Annotated in this window: 33 protein-coding genes; 32 read left to right on the top strand and 1 reads right to left on the bottom strand. The window is 57.8% G+C overall.

Features of this window, described 5'->3' with window-relative positions; genetic code table 11:
• Nucleotides 1-9 precede the first annotated feature (9 nt).
• The 32 genes from rpsS to rpsI all read left to right on the top strand — a co-directional run bounded on the left by rpsS (nucleotide 10) and on the right by rpsI (nucleotide 16,389).
• A complete protein-coding gene (gene rpsS, locus G7K71_RS16550; protein WP_013824059.1) occupies nucleotides 10-294 on the top strand; it encodes a 30S ribosomal protein S19 in 285 nt (94 codons plus the stop codon).
• Between the two features lie 19 nt (nucleotides 295-313).
• Nucleotides 314-649, top strand: a complete 336-nt coding sequence (gene rplV / locus G7K71_RS16545; RefSeq protein ID WP_013824058.1) for a 50S ribosomal protein L22 — start codon at nucleotides 314-316, stop codon at nucleotides 647-649.
• A gap of 15 nt (nucleotides 650-664) precedes the next feature.
• On the top strand, nucleotides 665-1,354 hold the full coding sequence (rpsC, locus tag G7K71_RS16540) for a 30S ribosomal protein S3 (protein WP_166348839.1): 690 nt from the start codon (nucleotides 665-667) through the stop codon (nucleotides 1,352-1,354).
• Nucleotides 1,332-1,760, top strand: coding sequence for a 50S ribosomal protein L16 (gene rplP / locus G7K71_RS16535; RefSeq protein WP_013824056.1), 429 nt, complete (start codon nucleotides 1,332-1,334; stop codon nucleotides 1,758-1,760). Before rpsC ends, rplP begins: the two co-directional genes overlap by 23 nt.
• The gene (gene rpmC / locus G7K71_RS16530) at nucleotides 1,750-1,953 is read left to right on the top strand and encodes a 50S ribosomal protein L29 (protein WP_013824055.1); all 204 of its coding nucleotides are present in this window, start codon (nucleotides 1,750-1,752) and stop codon (nucleotides 1,951-1,953) included. Before rplP ends, rpmC begins: the two co-directional genes overlap by 11 nt.
• An 18-nt stretch (nucleotides 1,954-1,971) precedes the next feature.
• Nucleotides 1,972-2,235, top strand: coding sequence for a 30S ribosomal protein S17 (gene rpsQ / locus G7K71_RS16525; RefSeq protein WP_013824054.1), 264 nt, complete (start codon nucleotides 1,972-1,974; stop codon nucleotides 2,233-2,235).
• A gap of 29 nt (nucleotides 2,236-2,264) precedes the next feature.
• A complete protein-coding gene (gene rplN, locus G7K71_RS16520; protein ID WP_013824053.1) occupies nucleotides 2,265-2,633 on the top strand; it encodes a 50S ribosomal protein L14 in 369 nt (122 codons plus the stop codon).
• Between the two features lie 25 nt (nucleotides 2,634-2,658).
• Nucleotides 2,659-2,979, top strand: a complete 321-nt coding sequence (gene rplX, locus G7K71_RS16515) for a 50S ribosomal protein L24 (RefSeq protein WP_013824052.1) — start codon at nucleotides 2,659-2,661, stop codon at nucleotides 2,977-2,979.
• A 17-nt stretch (nucleotides 2,980-2,996) separates the two neighbouring features.
• On the top strand, nucleotides 2,997-3,539 hold the full coding sequence (rplE, locus tag G7K71_RS16510; protein ID WP_013824051.1) for a 50S ribosomal protein L5: 543 nt from the start codon (nucleotides 2,997-2,999) through the stop codon (nucleotides 3,537-3,539).
• Nucleotides 3,540-3,601: 62 nt separating this feature from the next.
• Nucleotides 3,602-3,787 (top strand): type Z 30S ribosomal protein S14, encoded by a 186-nt coding sequence (locus G7K71_RS16505; protein WP_013824050.1) that lies wholly within the window; start codon nucleotides 3,602-3,604, stop codon nucleotides 3,785-3,787.
• Nucleotides 3,788-3,806: 19 nt separating this feature from the next.
• Nucleotides 3,807-4,205 carry a 30S ribosomal protein S8 gene (gene rpsH, locus G7K71_RS16500; protein WP_013824049.1) on the top strand — a complete coding sequence of 133 codons (399 nt, stop codon included), beginning with the start codon at nucleotides 3,807-3,809 and terminating at the stop codon, nucleotides 4,203-4,205.
• A gap of 15 nt (nucleotides 4,206-4,220) precedes the next feature.
• Entirely contained in the window at nucleotides 4,221-4,772 is a 552-nt protein-coding gene (gene rplF, locus G7K71_RS16495; RefSeq protein WP_166348836.1) for a 50S ribosomal protein L6, read from the top strand.
• Between the two features lie 15 nt (nucleotides 4,773-4,787).
• Nucleotides 4,788-5,156, top strand: a complete 369-nt coding sequence (gene rplR, locus G7K71_RS16490) for a 50S ribosomal protein L18 (protein WP_013824047.1) — start codon at nucleotides 4,788-4,790, stop codon at nucleotides 5,154-5,156.
• 20 nt (nucleotides 5,157-5,176) lie between these two features.
• Entirely contained in the window at nucleotides 5,177-5,677 is a 501-nt protein-coding gene (gene rpsE / locus G7K71_RS16485; RefSeq protein WP_013824046.1) for a 30S ribosomal protein S5, read from the top strand.
• 12 nt (nucleotides 5,678-5,689) lie between these two features.
• Nucleotides 5,690-5,869 carry a 50S ribosomal protein L30 gene (gene rpmD, locus G7K71_RS16480; protein ID WP_013824045.1) on the top strand — a complete coding sequence of 60 codons (180 nt, stop codon included), beginning with the start codon at nucleotides 5,690-5,692 and terminating at the stop codon, nucleotides 5,867-5,869.
• Nucleotides 5,870-5,919: 50 nt separating this feature from the next.
• On the top strand, nucleotides 5,920-6,366 hold the full coding sequence (gene rplO / locus G7K71_RS16475; protein WP_013824044.1) for a 50S ribosomal protein L15: 447 nt from the start codon (nucleotides 5,920-5,922) through the stop codon (nucleotides 6,364-6,366).
• Nucleotides 6,367-7,632 carry a preprotein translocase subunit SecY gene (secY, locus tag G7K71_RS16470; RefSeq protein ID WP_166348833.1) on the top strand — a complete coding sequence of 422 codons (1,266 nt, stop codon included), beginning with the start codon at nucleotides 6,367-6,369 and terminating at the stop codon, nucleotides 7,630-7,632.
• Nucleotides 7,633-7,648: 16 nt separating this feature from the next.
• Nucleotides 7,649-8,395 carry a type I methionyl aminopeptidase gene (gene map, locus G7K71_RS16465; protein ID WP_166348830.1) on the top strand — a complete coding sequence of 249 codons (747 nt, stop codon included), beginning with the start codon at nucleotides 7,649-7,651 and terminating at the stop codon, nucleotides 8,393-8,395.
• Nucleotides 8,396-8,410: 15 nt separating this feature from the next.
• Nucleotides 8,411-8,740: a KOW domain-containing RNA-binding protein gene (locus tag G7K71_RS16460; protein WP_013824041.1), complete on the top strand. Its 330-nt coding sequence runs from the start codon at nucleotides 8,411-8,413 to the stop codon at nucleotides 8,738-8,740.
• A 31-nt stretch (nucleotides 8,741-8,771) separates the two neighbouring features.
• Nucleotides 8,772-8,996, top strand: coding sequence for a translation initiation factor IF-1 (gene infA / locus G7K71_RS16455; protein ID WP_013824040.1), 225 nt, complete (start codon nucleotides 8,772-8,774; stop codon nucleotides 8,994-8,996).
• A 31-nt stretch (nucleotides 8,997-9,027) separates the two neighbouring features.
• Nucleotides 9,028-9,141, top strand: coding sequence for a 50S ribosomal protein L36 (gene rpmJ / locus G7K71_RS16450; RefSeq protein WP_013824039.1), 114 nt, complete (start codon nucleotides 9,028-9,030; stop codon nucleotides 9,139-9,141).
• A 19-nt stretch (nucleotides 9,142-9,160) separates the two neighbouring features.
• Nucleotides 9,161-9,532 (top strand): 30S ribosomal protein S13, encoded by a 372-nt coding sequence (gene rpsM, locus G7K71_RS16445; RefSeq protein WP_013824038.1) that lies wholly within the window; start codon nucleotides 9,161-9,163, stop codon nucleotides 9,530-9,532.
• 15 nt (nucleotides 9,533-9,547) lie between these two features.
• Nucleotides 9,548-9,937 (top strand): 30S ribosomal protein S11, encoded by a 390-nt coding sequence (rpsK, locus tag G7K71_RS16440; protein ID WP_013824037.1) that lies wholly within the window; start codon nucleotides 9,548-9,550, stop codon nucleotides 9,935-9,937.
• Between the two features lie 19 nt (nucleotides 9,938-9,956).
• Entirely contained in the window at nucleotides 9,957-10,583 is a 627-nt protein-coding gene (rpsD, locus tag G7K71_RS16435; RefSeq protein WP_013824036.1) for a 30S ribosomal protein S4, read from the top strand.
• Nucleotides 10,584-10,634: 51 nt separating this feature from the next.
• Nucleotides 10,635-11,582 (top strand): DNA-directed RNA polymerase subunit alpha, encoded by a 948-nt coding sequence (locus G7K71_RS16430; protein ID WP_013824035.1) that lies wholly within the window; start codon nucleotides 10,635-10,637, stop codon nucleotides 11,580-11,582.
• Nucleotides 11,583-11,595: 13 nt separating this feature from the next.
• Nucleotides 11,596-11,934, top strand: coding sequence for a 50S ribosomal protein L17 (rplQ, locus tag G7K71_RS16425; RefSeq protein WP_013824034.1), 339 nt, complete (start codon nucleotides 11,596-11,598; stop codon nucleotides 11,932-11,934).
• The gene (locus G7K71_RS16420) at nucleotides 11,927-12,793 is read left to right on the top strand and encodes an energy-coupling factor transporter ATPase (RefSeq protein ID WP_166348827.1); all 867 of its coding nucleotides are present in this window, start codon (nucleotides 11,927-11,929) and stop codon (nucleotides 12,791-12,793) included. Before rplQ ends, G7K71_RS16420 begins: the two co-directional genes overlap by 8 nt.
• Nucleotides 12,793-13,656, top strand: coding sequence for an energy-coupling factor transporter ATPase (locus G7K71_RS16415; RefSeq protein WP_166348824.1), 864 nt, complete (start codon nucleotides 12,793-12,795; stop codon nucleotides 13,654-13,656). Before G7K71_RS16420 ends, G7K71_RS16415 begins: the two co-directional genes overlap by 1 nt.
• Nucleotide 13,657: 1 nt before the next feature.
• Nucleotides 13,658-14,461: an energy-coupling factor transporter transmembrane protein EcfT gene (locus G7K71_RS16410; RefSeq protein ID WP_243175071.1), complete on the top strand. Its 804-nt coding sequence runs from the start codon at nucleotides 13,658-13,660 to the stop codon at nucleotides 14,459-14,461.
• A gap of 2 nt (nucleotides 14,462-14,463) precedes the next feature.
• Nucleotides 14,464-15,210: a tRNA pseudouridine(38-40) synthase TruA gene (gene truA, locus G7K71_RS16405; RefSeq protein ID WP_207713017.1), complete on the top strand. Its 747-nt coding sequence runs from the start codon at nucleotides 14,464-14,466 to the stop codon at nucleotides 15,208-15,210.
• Between the two features lie 334 nt (nucleotides 15,211-15,544).
• Nucleotides 15,545-15,976 carry a 50S ribosomal protein L13 gene (gene rplM / locus G7K71_RS16400; RefSeq protein ID WP_013824029.1) on the top strand — a complete coding sequence of 144 codons (432 nt, stop codon included), beginning with the start codon at nucleotides 15,545-15,547 and terminating at the stop codon, nucleotides 15,974-15,976.
• Nucleotides 15,977-15,996: 20 nt separating this feature from the next.
• Nucleotides 15,997-16,389, top strand: coding sequence for a 30S ribosomal protein S9 (rpsI, locus tag G7K71_RS16395; RefSeq protein WP_013824028.1), 393 nt, complete (start codon nucleotides 15,997-15,999; stop codon nucleotides 16,387-16,389).
• A gap of 154 nt (nucleotides 16,390-16,543) precedes the next feature.
• Here rpsI and G7K71_RS16390 read toward each other — a convergent pair whose 3' ends face one another.
• Nucleotides 16,544-16,711 (bottom strand): hypothetical protein, encoded by a 168-nt coding sequence (locus G7K71_RS16390; protein WP_166348822.1) that lies wholly within the window; start codon nucleotides 16,709-16,711, stop codon nucleotides 16,544-16,546.
• Nucleotides 16,712-16,917: the final 206 nt, after the last annotated feature.

Genomic DNA, 16,917 nt, shown 5'->3' with positions numbered 1-16,917 from the left:
GAAAAGGCGATGGGACGTTCTTTAAAAAAGGGCCCTTACTGCGATCCGAAGCTATTGAAAAAAATCGAGGAAATGAACGCTAAAGGGGAAAAGCGGGTCATCAAGACCTGGTCCCGCCGTTCGACCATTTTCCCGCAGATGATCGGTCATACTATTGCCGTACACGACGGCCGGAAACACGTTCCCATATATATTACCGAAGACATGGTGGGGCATAAGCTGGGTGAGTTTGCTCCCACCCGGTTATTCCGGGGCCACGGTGCCCACACCGAAAGATCCACGGCCCTGAAGTAATCACTAAGGAGGGTTTGGGATGGAAGCCAGAGCAGTGGCCAGGTACGTGCGCATTTCGCCCCGCAAGGTGCGCCAGGTGGTGGATCTCATCCGGGGGAAGGATGTGCGTGAGGCGCTGGCCATCCTGAAGTTTACGCCTAAAAGGGCCGCGGTTCCGGTGGCCAAGGTAATTAAGTCGGCTGCGGCCAACGCCGAACACAACTATGATATGAATCCGGATAATCTCTATATTGCGGCGGCTTATGTGGATCAGGGTCCCACCTGGAAGCGTTACCAGGCCCGGGCCATGGGCCGGGCGGACCTGCTGCGCAGGCGGACCAGCCACATCACTGTGGTGGTCAAGGAAAAGGAATAGAAAAGGAGGAGTAGTGTGGGCCAGAAGGTACATCCCAAAGGGTTGCGTATTGGCATTATCAAAGACTGGGACGCCAAATGGTTTGCCGATAAGAAGAATTTTGCCAACCTGCTTTTAGAAGATGTAAAGATCCGCAGATATATCAAGCAAAAGCTTTATGCCGCCGGCATCTCCCGCATTGCCATTGAACGGGCGGCCAACCGCATCCGCATCAGCATTTATACGGCCAAACCGGGGATTGTCATCGGCCGGGGCGGTGCGGAAGTGGAAAACCTGCGCCGGGAACTGGAAAAAATGACGGGCAAGCAGGTACACGTGAACATCGTGGAAATCAAAGTGCCCGAATTGGACGCCCAGCTGGTGGCGGAGAACGTGGCCGCCCAGATCGAAAAGCGGGTTGCCTTCCGGCGGGCCATGAAACAGGCCGTATCGCGGGCCATGAAAATGGGCGCCAGGGGGATCAAGGTTTCCGTCAGCGGCCGGCTGGCCGGAGCGGAGATTGCCCGTACCGAGTGGTACAGCGAGGGCAAGGTACCCCTGCACACCCTGCGGGCGGATATCGATTACGGCTTTGCGGAAGCGGACACCACTTACGGCAAGATCGGCGTAAAGGTATGGATTTACAAGGGAGAAGTGCTGCCGGAGGCCAGGGCTGCTGCCGGTCAAGGAGGAGAGAAGGCCTATGCTCATGCCCAAGAGGGTTAAATATCGTAAACAGCACCGTGTGAGAGATCTGAGCGGCAGGGCCAAGGGGGGTACGGAGGTACACTTTGGCGAGTACGGGCTGATGGCTCTGGAGCCGGCCTGGATTACCAGCCGTCAAATTGAGGCCGCCCGTATTGCCATGACCCGTTACATTCGCCGGGGCGGGAAGGTGTGGATCAGGATATTCCCGGACCGGCCGATTACCGCCAAGCCTGCCGAAACCCGGATGGGCAGCGGTAAAGGTGCTCCCGAGTACTGGGTGGCGGTCGTCAAGCCCGGGCGGATTTTGTTTGAGCTGGCCGGTATTGACGAGGAGGTGGCCCGGGAAGCCATGCGCCTGGCCTCTCACAAGCTGCCCATTAAAACAAAGTTTGTCAAACGTGGGAGTGAGGCAAATGAAGGCTAAGGATTTGCGGGAACTATCCGATGAGGAGCTGGTCAAGAAGCTGGACGATTCCAAGGATGAACTTTTCAAGCTGCGGTTCCAACTGGCTACCAACCAGCTGGATAATCCCATGAAAATCAGGGAAGTGCGCCGGAACATTGCCCGTTTAAAGACTGTGCTCCGGGAGCGGGAGCTGGGCATCCGGCGGGCCTAACGAAAGGGGAGTCACGAGGTGGAAGTTCGTAAGCAGCGCAAAGTCCGGACGGGCCGCGTGGTTAGCGATAAAATGGACAAAACGGTAGTGGTGGCGGTGGAAACCCTGGTGCGGCATCCGCTTTACCAGCGCACCATTCGCAAGACCAAGAAGTTTAAAGCCCATGACGAGGAAAATGCCTGCCGCGTCGGGGACAAGGTGCGCATTATGGAAACTCGGCCCCTTTCGAAAGAAAAGCGCTGGCGGGTGGTTGAAATCCTGGAACGGGCTGAACGGATTTAATAAACCCTTGCGAAGGGAGGTTAAAGCCGATGATCCAGGTACAGTCAATGCTCAACGTCGCCGACAACACCGGTGCCCGCCGTTTAATGTGCATTCGCGTGCTCGGCGGCAGCATGCGCCGTTATGCCAGTCTGGGAGATGAAATCATTTGTTCCGTCAAGGAGGCTACGCCCGGAGGCGTTGTAAAGAAGGGCGATGTGGTGCGGGCGGTGGTCGTGCGGACCAATAAGGAAGTGCGCCGCCCGGACGGTTCATACATTAAATTTGACGAGAACGCGGCAGTGATTATCAAGGACGACAAGAGCCCCCGGGGCACCCGTATCTTCGGACCGGTGGCCCGGGAGTTACGGGAGCGGGACTTCATGAAGATTATTTCCCTGGCTCCGGAGGTAATTTAGCCGGGGAAGCTGGAGGTGGGTCAGGATGCCCAAGTTACACGTGCGCAAGGGCGATACAGTGCTGGTGCTGACCGGCAAATATGCCGGCAAAAGAGGCAAGGTGCTGGCGGCATTACCGGCTGAAGGGCGGGTAATTGTGGAGGGCGTGAACATCGTGAAGCGCCATACCAGGCCCAACCCGCGCATGCCCCAGGGAGGCATCGTGGAGAAGGAAGCCCCCATTCACGCCTCCAACGTCATGCTGGTCTGCAGCAAGTGCAACAGCCCAACCCGCATAGCCAAAAAGTTTTTGGAGGACGGCAAAAAGGTGCGGGTATGCAAAAAATGCGGGGAAGAACTAGGCTAAAAGGCAGGTGAAAAAGCGTGCCGAGACTTAAAGATAAATATAAAAACGAAGTAGTCAAGGCCATGATGCAGAAGTTTGGCTATAAAAACGTGATGGAGGTACCCAGGCTGGAAAAGGTGGTCATCAACATGGGGGTGGGCGAGGCCACCCATAACAGCAAGGCCATGGACGCGGCGGTCAGCGATCTGGCCACTATCACCGGCCAGCGTCCGGTGATCACCCGGGCTAAGAAATCCATTGCCGCCTTTAAGGTGCGCCAGGGGATGACCGTGGGCTGCAAGGTAACCCTGCGGGGGGACCGCATGTATGAGTTCATCGACAAGCTTTTCAACGTGGCCCTTCCCCGGGTTCGGGATTTCCGGGGGGTTTCGCCCAAGTCCTTTGACGGCCGCGGCAATTACAGCCTGGGCGTCCGGGAGCAGCTGATCTTCCCCGAAATCGAATATGATAAGATCGATAAAGTACGGGGAATGGACATCATCTTTGTAACCACGGCCAAAACCGACGAGGAGGCGCGGGAACTCTTGCGCCTGCTGGGCATGCCTTTTGCGGCCGCCTGAGCGGAAACAGCTTCGAACGATTAGGCAAAGCAGGTAAGAATCGTATATAAGGGGGGACTCAAGTGGCCAAAAAATCGATGATTGCCAAGGCAATGCGCGAACCCAAATTCAAGGTGCGCCAGCATAACCGCTGCAAGCTCTGCGGCCGTCCCCGGGCGTACATGCGGAAGTTCGGCATTTGCCGCATCTGTTTCCGGGTTCTTGCCTACCGCGGCGAGATTCCCGGCGTTCGAAAGGCCAGCTGGTAAAGAGGAAGGGGGTATTGCCATGGTTATGACCGACCCGATCGCGGACTTTCTCACCCGTATTCGCAATGCCAATACGGTTTATCTCGATAAAGTGGAGGCCCCTGCTTCCCGCCTGAAGAAGGCCATTGCCGAGATTCTCAAGGAAGAGGGCCTGATTAAGGATTACGAAATAATTGACGACGGCAAGCAGGGCGTCATCCGCGTATATTTGAAGTACGGTCCGGACAAAAAACGGGTAATTACCGGATTGAAACGGATCTCCAGGCCGGGACTCCGGGTCTATGCCCGCAAGGACTCCATCCCCAAGGTGCTGGGTGGCCTGGGTATAGCTATCCTGTCCACCTCCAAGGGCATCATGACCGATAAACAGGCCCGGAAACTGGGTGTGGGCGGCGAAGTAATCTGCTACGTATGGTAGGAGGAGGGAAGGCTTGTGTCCAGGATTGGCAAAAAGCCCATTGCCCTGCCCCAGGGGGTTGATGTGCAAATAGAAGGCAATACCGTGCGCATAAAGGGGCCCAAGGGCCAGCTGGAGCGGGAATTCCACCGGGATATGCGCATCCGCCTGGACGAGGAGGGCCGCCTGGTGGTGGAACGCCCCTCGGACGAAAAACTCCACCGGTCCCTGCACGGTTTGACCCGCACCCTGCTGTTCAATATGGTGGAAGGAGTGACCAGGGGGTTTGCAAAAACCCTGGAACTGGTCGGCGTAGGTTACCGGGCCACCAAGCAGGGTAACAAGCTGGTGCTGTCGGTGGGTTACTCCCACCCGGTCGAGATTGTCCCCCCGCCGGGGCTGGAGATAGAAGTTCCCGCGCCAAACAAAATTGTGGTCAAGGGAACGGATAAAGAAAAGGTCGGCGCCCTGGCTGCGGTGATCCGCGGTGTACGGGAGCCGGAACCCTACAAGGGCAAGGGCATTAAGTACGAAAACGAACAAATCCGGCGCAAGGCCGGCAAGGCTGGCGGTAAAGGTAAGAAGTAGGGAGGCTTGATTGCTTTGATTAAGAAACCGGATCGCAAGGCATTGCGGGCCAAGAGACATTTACGGGTACGCAAGAAGATCTCCGGTACCGCCGAGCGCCCCAGGTTGAATGTCTTCCGGAGCTTAAAGCACATGTATGCCCAGATTATAGATGACGAGCGGGGAATTACCCTGGTCAGCGCTTCGACCCTTTCCCCCGAATTGAGGGAGCAGCTCAAAGCAGGTGGCAACAAGGAAGCAGCTGCCGCGGTGGGCCGCCTGGTGGCCAGGAAAGCCCTGGAGCGCGGGATTAAGAAAGTGGTCTTTGATCGGGCTGGATATATTTATCACGGCCGGGTGAAGGCTTTAGCCGAGGCCGCCCGGGAAGCCGGTCTGGAATTCTAGGTGACGAAGGAGGGAAACGGGTGACCAGGATTGACGCCAGTAAGCTGGAGCTTACCGAGAAAGTAGTATCCATAAACCGCGTGGCCAAGGTGGTCAAAGGCGGACGGCGCTTTAGTTTTTCGGCCCTGGTGGTGGTGGGCGATGGCAACGGCCGGGTCGGCGCCGGGCTGGGCAAGGCCGGCGAAGTACCCGAAGCCATTCGCAAGGGCATTGAAGATGCCAAGAAAAACATGATCCAGGTGCCCTTATCCGGCACCACCATTCCCCATGAAGTGATTGGTGAATTTGGTGCCGGCAAGGTGCTGTTAAAACCGGCCGCCCCCGGTACGGGGGTAATTGCCGGCGGTCCCGTGCGGGCGATTCTGGAGTGTGCCGGGATCCGGGACATCCTCACCAAGTCCCTGGGTTCGCACAACGCCAACAACATGGTTCATGCCACCATGGTGGCTTTAAAGAGCCTGAAGACCCCGGAAGAGGTGGCCCGGCTGCGGGGTAAAACGGTGGAAGAATTACTGGGCTAAGGGGGTAAGAACATGGCCAAGCTGAAGATTACCCTGATCAGAAGTCTCATCGGTCGCCCCGAAGACCAGCGCGTAACCGTACGTACTCTGGGCCTGCGCAAACTGCACAGCTCGGTAGTTCAAAACGATACGCCTCAAATACGGGGCATGATTAACAAAGTATCCCACCTGGTCAAGGTCGAGGAAGTTTAAGCGACGGGTACGGATGGCCTTTCGACCAGCAACCAACTGGAGGTGTAATTGTGGCTCAACTGCACGACCTGCGTCCCAACCCGGGGGCGCGTACTAAACCAACCCGCAAGGGGCAGGGTATCGGTTCCGGGTTAGGAAAAACAGCCGGCCGGGGGCACAAGGGACAAAAGGCGCGTTCCGGCGGCGGGGTGAGGCCCGGTTTTGAAGGCGGCCAGATGCCCCTGCAGCGGCGCATACCCAAGCGGGGTTTTACCAACGCGCGCTTTAAGAAGGAGATAGTGGCCGTAAATATTGAGGCGTTAAACCGTTTTGAAGACGGTGCGGTAGTAACACCGGAAACGCTCCTGTCGGAACGGATAATCAAAAAGCTGGGTGATGGGGTAAAGATCCTGGGCGACGGGCAGCTGGAAAGAGCGCTGACCGTGCGGGCCCACGCTTTCAGCAAATCGGCGGTGGAAAAGATTGAAGCTGCCGGCGGCAAGGCTGAGGTGATCTAGGTGCTGGACAGCCTCAGAAGCGCCGTCAGGATTGATGAGCTGCGTTCAAAACTTCTCTTTACCCTGGCCATGCTTTTTGTTTTCCGCATCGGCGCTCACATTCCCGTGCCGGGGGTTAACACCGAAGTTTTTGCGAAACTGCTGGAAACGGGAGCCCTTTTCGGCTTCTTTGACGTGATCTCCGGTGGGGCCTTCAAAAATTTTTCCATCTTTGCCATGAGTATTACCCCTTACATTAACGCTTCTATTATAATGCAGCTCCTGACGGTGGTCATTCCCTCCCTGGAGCGGCTGGCCAAGGAAGGGGAAGAGGGCCGGAAAAAAATCGTCCAGTACACCCGCTACCTCACCGTGGTGCTGGCGTTTATCCAGGCCATCGGTATCAGCTTTGCCCTGCGCAACCAGCATGTGCTGGTGAGCCCCACCGTCGGCCACTACCTCCTGGTGGCTCTGACCCTGACCGCCGGTACGGCCTTCCTGATGTGGATCGGGGAACAGATTACCGAAAAGGGCATTGGCAACGGCATCTCGCTTTTGATCTTTGCCGGTATTGTCTCCCGGGTTCCGGCGGGTGCGGTAAGGGTGGTGGAGTACCTGCAGGCCGGGACCATCAATATCCTGAGCGTGATCCTGCTCCTGGTCATTGGTGCACTGGTCATTGCCGCCATTGTGGCGGTCAATGAGGGACAGCGGCGTATTCCGGTGCAGTACGCCAAACGCGTGGTGGGACGCCGGGTATACGGCGGGCAGTCCACCCACCTGCCCTTGAGGGTGAACCAGGCCGGCGTCATTCCGGTGATCTTTGCTTCTTCCATTTTGATGTTTCCGGAACAGCTTGCCACCTGGTTTCAAAACACCTGGTTCGGCAACTGGTACCTGGCCTTTTTTGCCTGGGGTACGCCCCTGCACACCATCATTTACGCCCTTTTGGTGATTGGCTTTACCTACTTCTACACGGCGGTAATCATGAACCCGGTGGATATTGCCGAAAACATTAAGAAATACGGCGGCTTCATCCCGGGCATCCGGCCCGGACGCCCCACAGCCGAATATATCAGCCGGGTCATGAGCCGGGTAACCCTGGCGGGGGCTGTTTTCCTGGCCTTAATTGCCATCCTGCCGAATTTTGTCCTGCTGGCTACCCGCATCCCCCAGATTTACTTTGGCGGAACCGCCCTGTTGATTGTGGTGGGGGTGGCCCTGGATACCATGAAGCAGGTTGAATCCCACATGCTGATGCGCAGCTACCAGGGGTTTATCAGGTAGGGAGATGACCTTATAAATGATTATGATCAAGTCGCAGCGGGAACTGCGCTACATGCGCGACGCCGGTCGCGTGGTGGCGGGTGTCCTGGGCGAGCTCTCCCGGGCCATTAAGCCGGGGGTGACCACCGCAGAACTGGACCGTTTGGCTGAGGACTTTATCCTGGCCCGGGGTGCCAGGCCTGCGTTCAAGGGCCTCTATGGTTTTCCGGCCAGTATCTGCACCTCGGTCAACGAGCAGGTGGTGCACGGTATTCCCGGTTTAAGAAAACTGGAAAGTGGAGATATTATCAGTATTGACGTCGGGGCGGAAATAAATGGATATTTTGGGGACGGTGCGGCCACCTTTCCGGTAGGTGAGATTTCCCCGGAGGCAAAAAAACTGCTGGCCGTAACCGAAGAAGCTCTGTACGAAGGCATTCGCTTTGCCCGGCAGGGCAACCGGCTGTCGGATATTTCCCATGCCGTACAGAGCTATGTGGAGAAACACGGGTTCTCTGTGGTCCGGGAATACGTGGGCCACGGTATTGGCCGGAGCATGCATGAGGAGCCGCAGGTGCCCAACTTCGGAAAGCCGGGACGGGGTCCCAGGCTGAAGGCGGGAATGACTTTAGCCATTGAACCGATGGTCAATGCGGGCACCCATGAGGTGCGCACCCTTGGGGACAACTGGACGGTGGTAACCGGGGATTCCAAGCTGTCGGCCCATTTCGAGCACACCGTTGCTATCACCGATGGTGAGCCGGAGATCCTTACCCGGTTGTAACTGGAGGTGATCCCGGTGAAGGATTATTTTATGCCGGGCCGGCTGGTGAGCTCTACTGCCGGCCGGGATTGCGGCAAATTTTACCTCATTCTCGACCGCGTCAACGAGACAAGGGTACGGGTGGTCAACGGGGCGGATCGCAAAGTAAGCGGGCCGAAGCTGAAAAACATCAAGCATTTAAAAGTTTATCCCCTGGTGGCCGGCGATATTGCCCACAAGGTGAGCACCGGCCAGCGGGTTACCGATCTGGATGTCCGCAGGGCGCTCAAAGAACTGCTGGAAACTTACGGGCAGGCAACACCTGCGCCTGGCATACCATCGGACGGAAAACTGGAGCACAGCTAAACGGCTCCGGAAAGGAGGTTGGCTAAAGCCCATGTCCAAACAGGAAAAGGATGTTATTGAAGTTGAGGGCACTGTGATTGAACCACTTCCCAATGCCATGTTTCGCGTCGAACTGCAGAACGGCCATAAAGTTTTAGCCCACGTTTCGGGGAAAATCCGCATGAACTTTATCCGCATTTTACCCGGTGACCGGGTGCTGGTGGAACTGTCACCCTATGATTTAAGCCGTGGTCGGATTGTTTACCGTTATAAATAAGGTGATGGTCCGGGCAAAGGAGGTTTAACAAATGAAAGTGCGCCCGTCGGTAAAACCCATTTGTGAGAAATGCAAGGTTATCCGCCGTCATGGTAAAGTGATGGTCATCTGCGAAAATCCCAAGCATAAGCAAAAACAAGGTTAATGGAGGTGTATTTTCACGCATGGCTCGTATTGCAGGGGTTGACCTGCCCAGGGATAAGCGGGTAGAGATCGCCCTGACCTATATTTACGGCATCGGCAGGCCCACATCCAGGAAAATCCTGGCCCAGACGGGAATTAACCCCGATACCCGGGTCCGCAACCTCACCGAAGACGAGGTCAACCGTTTAAGGGACGTCATTGAGAAGAACTACCGGGTGGAGGGCGAGCTCCGCCGGGAAGTGGCCATGAATATTAAGCGGCTCATCGAAATCGGCTGCTACCGTGGCTTGCGTCACCGCCGGGGCCTCCCGGTACGGGGACAGCGCACAAAAACCAACGCCCGGACGCGCAAGGGTCCGCGGAAAACAGTGGGTGTGCGGCGGAAGAAATAAGGGGGGTAAGGTAAAATGGCCAGAAAAGCAGCACGTACTAAAAGGCGGGAGCGCAAGAATATAGAACACGGAGTGGCCCACATCCGTTCTACCTTTAATAATACCATCGTGACCATAACCGATACGCGGGGCAACGCCATTTCCTGGGCCAGCGCCGGGACCGTGGGGTTCAAGGGTTCCCGGAAGAGCACGCCCTTTGCCGCTCAGATGGCCGCCGAGGCGGCAGCCAGGGAGGCCATGGAACACGGCATGAAAACGGTAGAAGTAATGGTCAAGGGCCCGGGGGCGGGCCGGGAAGCAGCCATCCGCTCCCTGCAGGCGGCGGGGCTGGAAGTAAGCCTGATTAAAGACGTTACACCCATTCCCCATAATGGATGCCGGCCACCAAAACGCCGGAGAGTTTAAGGAGGTATCAAGGAACTAGATGGCCAGATACACAGGTCCGCAATGCCGGCTGTGTCGCCGTGAGGGTATCAAGCTTTACTTGAAAGGGGACCGCTGCTACACGAGCAAGTGTGCCATTGACCGGCGGCCCTATGCACCGGGCGTCCACGGGCAGGCGCGCCGCAAGATCAGCGAATACGGTTTGCAGTTGCGGGAAAAACAAAAGGCCCGGCGTATCTACGGGGTGCTGGAAACCCAGTTTCGCAATTACTTTGAGCGTGCCGAGCGCCAACCGGGGATTACCGGCGAAAACCTGCTCCGTTTGCTGGAAAGACGCCTGGACAATGTAGTCTATCGCCTGGGACTGGCCACGTCCCGCATGGAAGCCAGGCAGCTGGTGCGCCACGGCCACTTTACCGTTAACGGCCGGAAGGTGAATATCCCTTCCTACCTGGTACGGGTTGGCGACGTCATTGCGGTACGGGAAAAGAGCAAGGACTCCCCGCGCATCAAGGAGTTGATGGAGCGGGCAGCCGACAGGACACCCCCGCCCTGGCTGGAGTATGACGAGAATCAGGCACAAGGTCGCGTGGTGGCCCTCCCAACCAGGGACCAGATTGACACTCCCGTGCAGGAACACCTGATTGTGGAGCTGTACTCCAGGTAATGGCCTTGGTAAACTCTTATGGCCGGAACCGGCACTTGAGGGGGTTGCCGTATGCTGGAAATTGAGAAGCCCAAAATTGAGTGCGTGGAAAGCAGTCCCGATAACACCTACGCCAAGTTTGTGGTGGAACCCCTGGAGAGGGGATACGGGATCACGCTGGGTAATTCCCTGCGCAGGATTCTGCTTTCATCCCTTCCCGGGGCGGCAGTCACCTCGGTAAAAATCGAGGGCGTGCTGCACGAGTTTTCCACCATTCCCGGCGTACGGGAAGACGTAACCGACATCATCCTCAATCTGAAGAGCCTGTGCCTGAAGCTGCATACCGATGAGGAAAAAATCCTGCGCATTGAGGCCACGGGGGAAAGGGAGGTCAGGGCCGGCGATATCATCCACGACCAGGATGTGGAGATTTTAAATCCCGACCTGCATATTGCCACCCTCGCCCCCAACGGCCGCCTGTTCATGGAAATTACCGTAGCCAAAGGGCGGGGCTATGTACCGGCGGAAAGGAATAAGAAAGGGGATCATATCATCGGTGTGATTCCCGTGGATTCCGTGTTCACCCCGGTACGTAAAGTCAACTACACGGTGGAAAACACCCGCGTGGGCCAGCGCACCGACTACGACAAGCTCACCCTGGAAGTATGGACCGACGGCAGCATAAGGCCCGATGAGGCCACCAGCCTTTCGGCCAAAATTCTGGGTGAACACCTGCGCCTGTTTATCGGGCTCACCGAAGCGGTTAAAGATGTAGAAATAATGGTAGAGAAGGAAGAGGAAAAGAAGAACAAGATTCTGGAAATGACCATTGAAGAGCTGGATCTCTCCGTCCGTTCCTATAACTGCTTGAAGCGTGCGGGCATCAACACGGTGGAGGAACTGATCCAGCGTAACGAGGAAGACATGATGAAGGTGCGCAACCTGGGTAAGAAATCCCTGGAAGAAGTAATCAACAAGCTAAGCGAGCTGGGCCTGTCCCTGCGCAAAAGCGATGAGTAAGGGGGGAGTAAAAATGGCGTATCGGAAGCTGGGACGTAACACCGGTCACCGCCGGGCCATGCTCAGAAATCTGGTTACGTCCCTTTTCCGCGACAACCGTATCCAGACCACCGAACCCCGGGCTAAGGAAGTTAAAAGCATTGCCGATAAAATGGTTACCCTGGCGAAAAGGGGTGACCTGGCAGCCCGGCGTCAGGCGCTGGCTTACATCTACGATGAGCGGGTGGTGCGCAAGCTCTTTAACGACCTGGCTCCCAGGTATGCCGACCGTCCGGGCGGCTATACCCGCATTATCAAGATGGGTTACCGCCGGGGCGATGCCGCACCCATGGTGATCCTGGAACTTGTGTAAGGCAGAGATTTCCATCCGGGGGTTGAGCCATGTCTATCGCCCGGGCCAGCCCGGGGAAAGGATTGCCCTGCAAGATATTAACGGTGATATTCGCCAGGGGGAATTGCTGGCCATCATTGGCCCCAATGGTTCGGGCAAATCTACCCTGGCCCGTCACTTTAATGCCCTGCTTTTGCCGACCCGGGGAACCGTAACGGTGAACGGGCTATCTACAGCCGATCCGGCCAACCGGTGGGAGATCCGCTGCCGGGTGGGGATGGTCCTGCAAAACCCGGACAACCAGCTGGTGGCGGCGGTGGTGGAGGAAGATGTGGCCTTTGGTCCCGAAAATTTAGGCCTGCCCCCGGAAGAAGTGCGGCGGCGGGTCGACCGGGCCCTGGCTCTGGTCGGGCTTGGCGAGCAGCGGTTGCGCCCTCCCCACTCGCTTTCCGGTGGGCAGAAGCAGCGGCTGGCCATTGCCGGTGCCCTGGCCATGAAGCCGTCCTGCCTGGTACTGGACGAGCCTACGGCCATGCTGGATCCTGCCGGGAGGCGGGAGGTTATCCAAACGCTCTTAAGTTTGAACCGGGAGGAAGGCCTGACCGTAGTGCTGGTTACCCATTTTATGGAAGAGGCCGTCCTTGCGGACAGGGTCTGGGTCCTCTCCGGGGGTCGGCTGGTGCTGGAGGGAACACCGGCGCAGGTTTTCAGTCACCGGGAAACCCTGCAAAAAATTGGCCTGGCCCTGCCCGGACCGGCGGAACTGGCCTGGCGATTGCGCAACTCCGGGTGGCCCATTCCTGCCGGTATTCTGACTTTGGACGACCTGGTTGCCTGCCTGGCAGATTTGTTGTCTGAAACTGGATGGGGGCAACAGTAATGATCCTGGTGGAACACCTGACCCATATCTATGCCCCCGGTACTCCCCTTGCCCTGACGTCCCTGGAGGATGTTTCCCTGCGGATAGAGGAAGGGGAATTTGTCGTTCTGGCCGGGGCTACCGGTTCGGGCAAAACCACCCTGGTCCAGCACTTCAACGGGCTGCTTTTGCCCACCGCCGGCCGGGTGCTGGTCGACGGCCGGGATACCCGGGATAAACGGGTGCGCCGGGATTTGTGGCGCACGGTGGGGTTGCTTTTTCAAAACCCGGAACAGCAGCTTTTTGAGGAGAATGTTTTTGCCGAGGTGGCCTTCGGGTGCCGCAATTTAGGCCTGGATGAGGGGACCATCGCGGTCCGGGTCCGCCGGGCCCTGGAAATGGTGGGGCTGGAACCGGTCCGGTTCGGCACGCTGTCCCCCTTTGCCTTGAGCCGGGGCCAGCAGCGCCGGGTGGCCCTGGCCGGCGTGCTGGCCTACCGCCCCCGGGTGCTGGTCCTGGATGAGCCCACCTCCGGCCTGGACCCGGCGGCCAGGGAACAGATCTGGCAAATGCTCAAAGGGATGCAGCAGCACGGCCATACGGTGGTGGTGATCACCCACCACATGGAAGATGCTGCCCGGTATGCCGACCGGGTGGTGGTGCTCCACCGGGGGAAAATATACCGCCAGGGAACCCCGCGCCAGGTCTTCGGCGATCCCGAAGGCCTGCGGGCGGTGGGGCTGGACGTCCCCATGCCCGGCGAGCTGATGTATCGCCTGCGGCAAAGGGGCCTGCCCGTCAATACCGGTATCCTGACCCTGGACGAGGCCGAGGCGGAGCTGAAAAAACTGGCACCGTCCGGTAAAGCATGCCCGGTGATGTAAGATGATGTTAAGCGGTATTACCCTCGGCCAGTATATCCCGGGGCGGTCCTTTGTCCACCGCCTGGATCCCCGGACCAAAATCCTGGCCTGTGCCGTGATGATCATGGCCGTGCTGGTCTGCAACAAACCGGCGGGGTATGTCTTCCTGACCCTGGGCACACTGCTGGCCCTGGGGTTTGCCGGCACGTCCCCGCGCCTTCTGGTGGGCATCCTGCGCCCCTTTTGGATTATTCTCACGCTAACCCTGATTTTGCAGCTTTTTTTCACTCCCGGGCAGGCCCTGCTGGCCCTGGGGCCCCTCCATGTAACCAGGGAAGGACTGGTCCTGGGAGGACAGATCCTGTGGCGCCTGACCCTGTTAATTGTTTTCAGCTCGCTTTTAACCCTGACCACTTCTCCCCTGATGCTTACTGCCGCCCTGGAGAGCCTTTTGAAACCCCTGCAGCGGGCAGGGGTGCCGGCTTTCGACCTGGCCATGATGATGACCATTGCCCTGCGCTTTGTGCCCACGCTGCTGGAAGAGGCCCAGCAGATCATCAGGGCGCAGCAGTCCCGGGGGGCGGTTTTTACCCGGGGCGGTTTGTTCCAGCGCGTCCGGGGGCTGGTGCCTTTGCTGGTGCCCCTTTTTGCCGGGGCCTTTCGCCGGGCGGAGGAGCTGGCCACAGCCATGGAAATTCGCTGCTACCGGGTTGGGGCAAACCGTACCCGCATGCACCAGCTTCGCTACGAATGGCGGGACTACGCCGTGCTGGCCGGGACGGGGGCGTTGTTTCTGGCTACTTTGGCCTTGCGCTGGTGGGGGTAACCTTGCGGAACATTAAGCTGACCATTGCCTACGACGGGACCAATTACCACGGGTTCCAGGAACAGCGGGGTACGGGCCTGGTGACCGTCCAGGAGGTCCTGGAAAAGTGCTTGAGTCGCCTGGTGGGCAGGGAAGTACGGGTAATTGGTGCCGGGCGCACCGATGCCGGGGTCCATGCCCGGGGCCAGGTAGTGAATTTTGATGCCTGCGGGTGGAATATCCCCGCGGAGCGCATTGTGCTGGCCTTAAACGGCATGCTGCCCGGGGACATTGCCGCCCTGAAGGCGGAAGAGGTGGGTCCGGAGTTCCACGCCCGCTATTCGGCCCTGGCCAAGACCTACCGCTACACCATTTACAACAGCCGCATCCCTTCACCTTTCTGGCGGTTGTACAGCCACTTTGTGCCCCGCCCCCTGGACGTGCAGGCCATGGCCAGGGCGGCCCAAAGGCTGGTGGGGACGCACGATTTTGCCTCCTTTCAAGCGGCGGGCTCGCCGGTAAAGCATACCGTGCGCACACTGTTTTCTGCGGATGTCTGCCGGGAAGGAAAAGAGCTGGTCCACTTAACCTTTCGCGGCGACGGCTTTCTTTACAATATGGTGCGGATCATGGTGGGTACGCTGATTGAAGTGGGGCTGGGAAAACGGGACCCGGATGAAATACCGGCCATTCTGGCCGCCCGGGACCGCACCCGGGCCGGTCCCACCGCGCCGCCCGAAGGTTTGTGCCTGGAGCGGGTGGAGTACTGAAGAAGCAGGCAGCAGGCAGCGCACCGGACCCGTTCAAGACGAGTCTTATTGGATCGTGTTCTTGACACTGGCAGAGCGAGGCATTAAAATACTACTATGTGGATTTCTGCCCCGGCCCTATGAGCCCCGGGGCTGGGGGCAAAAAGGCGATTAATATTTATCGTTGAGCCATTTCTTGTCCGGAATTTATGCTTATACACCGGCATGACGTAAACGATTGGGGTCTCCCCAGTGTACTGCCCACGCAAGAGGAGTGGGCAAATCCAGCCGAAAGGAGCGAAAACCTGGTCGGGGGGAGGCCGCCTGTATGTTCGGCTGTACCAGGTGAGCTGGCATGAATAAAACGTATATGGCCAAGCCAGGTGAAATACAGCGCAAGTGGTATATTCTTGATGCCACGGATAAGCCCCTGGGGAGGCTGGCCGCCGAGGCCGCCCGCATCTTACGGGGCAAGCACCGCCCCCAGTTCACTCCCCACGTGGATACGGGAGATCACGTTATTGTGATTAATGCCGAAAAGGTAATCCTTACCGGCAACAAGCTCAAAAAGAAAAAGTACATCCGCCATTCCGGTTATCCCGGCGGCTTAAAGGTGACGGGGTACGACGAGCTCCTGGCCAGGCGCCCCGAACTGGCCGTACGCAAGGCCATTGTGGGCATGCTGCCCCACAACCGGCTTGGCGCCAGAATGGCCAAAAAATTGCGGGTTTACCGGGGAGAAAATCATCCCCACCAGGCCCAGAAACCTGAAGTTTGGTCCATGTAGCGAGGGGAAGGAGGTCAGCAATGTCTGTTATTAAGTTTTACGGCACCGGGCGGCGTAAGAATGCCGTGGCGCGGGTTTACCTTGTTCCCGGTGAAGGCCGGATAATCATCAATGACCGGCCGGTGGAAGTATATTTAGGGCGCAAGACCCTGGAGGTGCTGGTGCGGCAGCCCCTGGAACTGACGGGCACGGAAGGTCGTTTTGATGTGCTGGCCCGGGTCAGGGGCGGCGGTGTCAGCGGCCAGGCCGGGGCGGTAAGGCACGGTATTGCCCGGGCGCTCGTCAAAGCCGATCCCAACCTGCGTCCGGTACTGAAAAAGGCCGGTTTCCTCACCCGGGATCCGCGGATGAAGGAGAGAAGGAAGTACGGCTTGAAGAAGGCCCGCCGGGCGCCCCAGTACTCCAAGCGTTAATGCGTTGCCGGCTAAGGGTTTGGCTTGCGAAGTTAAGATTATTATTAAGGAAGGGCAGGTTCCCTTCCTTTTATCATTTTATAAGTATTCAGTGAGCCCGGTTGGATGCGATGCTGTCCTCGCTCACTCCAGTGCTTCGCGCGCTATATTTACATCATTTTTTTGCCCTAAAACGGGCGAAGAGGGCGGATAAAACCACGGCCGTGCCTACGCCCAGGGCCATACCGGCACTATCATTCAATCCCAGGGCTACCGACCAGTAGTAATATACCCCCACTGATGCAGTTACGGTCAGCATCATGGGCAAAAAGCTTTTGCTCATGCGCGAACCTCCCGGTACAAACCTGTCCCTGTAAATATTCGGTGAACCCGGTTGGATGCGGCCCAGCACTCACCCAAATATGACCCTGCTTCCGGTGTTTCAGGTTTAATTGGCAAATCAGGTTCTAGGAAGAGCTATTTATCCCAGTGAGTGCTGGGTCCCCGCTTTTACTGAATATTTGCCTGTCCCTTCTAGCATAGCAGGGA

The organism is Desulfofundulus sp. TPOSR, assembly GCF_011393055.1.
Classification (GTDB): domain Bacteria; phylum Bacillota; class Desulfotomaculia; order Desulfotomaculales; family Desulfovirgulaceae; genus Desulfofundulus; species Desulfofundulus kuznetsovii.
Note: the sequence above shows the minus strand (reverse complement) of the source record. Positions and strands in the feature narration are given on the sequence as shown.